Genomic DNA, 2,546 nt, shown 5'->3' with positions numbered 1-2,546 from the left:
TGTCAACGGTTCGCGAAAACTGACCCCTGGTGGGTTTCTGAAAAGTGACCCTCTGGAGGGTGTGTGTTGGGAACTTGGGCCGTAGCCCGGGCTCTAGATTTGGTCGGCGAACCGGTGCCGGATGGCTGCCAGTTGTCGGCGTACTTCGTGCAGTTCGGCGCGGCAGCGCCGTTCCTTGCGGGCATCGCCGTGACCGCCTTGAATGTGTTCGATCTGCCGTGTGAGCGTGTCTGAGGCCCGTTGGAGTTCGGCGAGGAAGTACTGCGCCTGTAGAACGTCGGCGTCAACTGTTGCCACCGTCGTCACGCTAGACCACCCCACAGCGGGCCGGGTGCGCAAAGCGCGCACCTGAACCCGAAGTCGTTAGTCGTTGGTGGCCCGATTTTTGCCCAGGAGCTCGCGGCGGGTGCGGGTGCGGTAGGAGTCGCCGGTGAGGGTGAGCACTTCGGCGTGATGCACGAGGCGGTCGATCATGGCTGCGGCGACGACGTCGTCGGAAAAGGTCTCTCCCCACCGCCCGAACGGCAGGTTGGAAGTGACCATGACCGAGCCCTGCTCGTAGCGGGAGGCGATGAGCTGGAAAAACAGGTTCGCAGCGTCCTGGTCGAACGGGATGTAGCCGACCTCGTCGATGATGATCAGTTTGTAGCGGCGGATCTTTTTTAGCTCGGCCTCGAGCTGGCCGGCGTGGTGGGCGGCGGCCAGGCGGGCAATCCAGTTCGACGCGGTGTCGAACAGCACCGAGTAGCCGGCGTAGGCGGCCTTCACCCCCAGCCCGATCGCGATGTGGGTTTTCCCGATGCCGGGTGGTCCGAGCAGGATCACGTTCTCGGCTTTGGGCACGAACATCCCGGTCGCCAGGTGCGCGAGCACGTCTCGGCGCAGGCTGGGCAGGTGGTCGAGGTTGAAGTCCTCCAACGTCTTGATGGCCGGAAAGTGCGCGGTGCGGATCCGCATGGTGGTGCCCGAAGCTTCCCGGTCGGCCAGTTGGCGTTGCAGGACCGCGGCGAGGTACTCCTCGTGCGACCAATTCTCGTCACGGGCTTGTTCGGCGATGTCTTCCCATACCCGCCCGATCGTGGGGGTCTTCAGCGCCCGGGTCAGGTAGTTGAGCTGGGCGGGTAATCCGTCGGCGGGCACCGACGCCAGTACGGGTGTGTCGGCCGGTAACGGCGGGGCCGGCGCGGTCTTCTTCTTGGTCGCTGTGGTCATGAACTGTTCCTCACTGTTGTTGGGGTGGAGTCGAAATCAACGCCGAACAGGGCGTCGTAGTCAGGCAAGGCCCGCAGCGCCACGGGGTGGCCATCGCCGTGGTGGCGGCGGGCGGCCTGGGCTCGTCGTTGTCGGTGGTCGGCCAGTGCGGAGCGCAGTCCGGCGGCGAGCTCGACGTGTGTGGGGTCGGTCACCGTCACATGGGTCGCCCACGACCGTTGGTGGCGGGCGACGAGCTGGCCGTCGCATCGGGCGGTCACCTCGGCCGGGGTGGCGATGACGTCGACGAAGCGGCCGATCACCCGCGGGTCGACGGAGTAGTCGCTTGTGTCGAGGCGCACGTAGTAATCCCGGGCCAGGCGGATACGGGTGGTCAAACCCACCTGCGGGGCCACCGGAGACAGCTCCAGCATTGCCTGGCGGTCGGTCTCGAACAGGTCGACCGGGCGGGCGCTGATCGAGCGCACCGTGCGAGTGTTCGCGCGGACCAGCCACTCAGCGAGTTGATCGTTGAAGTCGTGCGGAGAGGTGAATCGCCGGCCGGGCAGGAACGACGTCTCCAGGTAGCCGTTGGCGCGTTCGACCATGCCCTTGTACTCAGGATCGCGAGGCGGGGCTAGCTGTATACGGGTGGCGAGCGTTCCGGCGAATCCCGCCGCCAATGTGGAGACCCGGCCCGTGCCACCAATCGCGGCCTCGCGGTCCCACACGAGCGTTTTCGGGACCCTGCCCCATTCGCGTAGCACCATCCACATCCCGGCCAGGATGTCTCCACCCTGCCGCGAGGGGATCATGACCGCGCTGATGGTGCGGGAGAATCCCGCGACCATGACCAGGACCGGCAATACCCGGTCTTGGCCCTCGCCGACCGGGATGCGTGGCTCGGGAAACCACAAGTCGCACTGTGCGATCGCACCCGGACGGTAGACGAACCGGTCGACCGGGTCGATCCCGACGTACTCCGGGCGGATCTGTTGCAGCCGCTTTTTCAACGGCGATATCGAGTACGGCCACCCGATCCGCTCGGCGATCACCGGCGCCGGCATCTTCGGCCACTCCGCCAACAGCACCCGAATCTGGGGCTCGTACTCATCGGCAACCGAACCGCGGCCCTGCCGCTGATACTGCGGCGGCCGATCCGACGCCAACGCCGCCCGAACCGTGTTGCGCGAGATCCCCAACCGGCGAGCGACCTCACGAATCGGGACGTCCTCCGCCCGATGGAGCCGTCGTATCTCCGCCCAATCCTCCACAGAAATCATCCCTCCAACAGACCACCAAGTGGGTCAGTTTTCCGGGACCCCCAGAGGTCTACTTTTCAGGAATCGGCGACA

General features: G+C 65.8%; 3 protein-coding genes. All 3 read right to left on the bottom strand.

From position 1 onward, the window contains the following. Positions 1 to 93: 93 nt before the first annotated feature. Positions 94 to 297, bottom strand: coding sequence for a hypothetical protein (locus FOS14_RS24430; protein ID WP_143773427.1), 204 nt, complete (start codon positions 295 to 297; stop codon positions 94 to 96). 66 nt (positions 298 to 363) lie between these two features. After that, on the bottom strand, positions 364 to 1,212 hold the full coding sequence (gene istB, locus FOS14_RS24425; RefSeq protein WP_143773426.1) for an IS21-like element helper ATPase IstB: 849 nt from the start codon (positions 1,210 to 1,212) through the stop codon (positions 364 to 366). Then, on the bottom strand, positions 1,209 to 2,474 hold the full coding sequence (gene istA / locus FOS14_RS24420; protein ID WP_143773425.1) for an IS21 family transposase: 1,266 nt from the start codon (positions 2,472 to 2,474) through the stop codon (positions 1,209 to 1,211). Before istA ends, istB begins: the two co-directional genes overlap by 4 nt. Positions 2,475 to 2,546: the final 72 nt, after the last annotated feature.

Source organism: Skermania sp. ID1734, from assembly GCF_007489285.1.
Classification (GTDB): domain Bacteria; phylum Actinomycetota; class Actinomycetes; order Mycobacteriales; family Mycobacteriaceae; genus ID1734.
The sequence above is the reverse complement of the archived record's forward strand: the minus strand, read 5'-3'. Positions and strand labels throughout refer to the sequence as shown.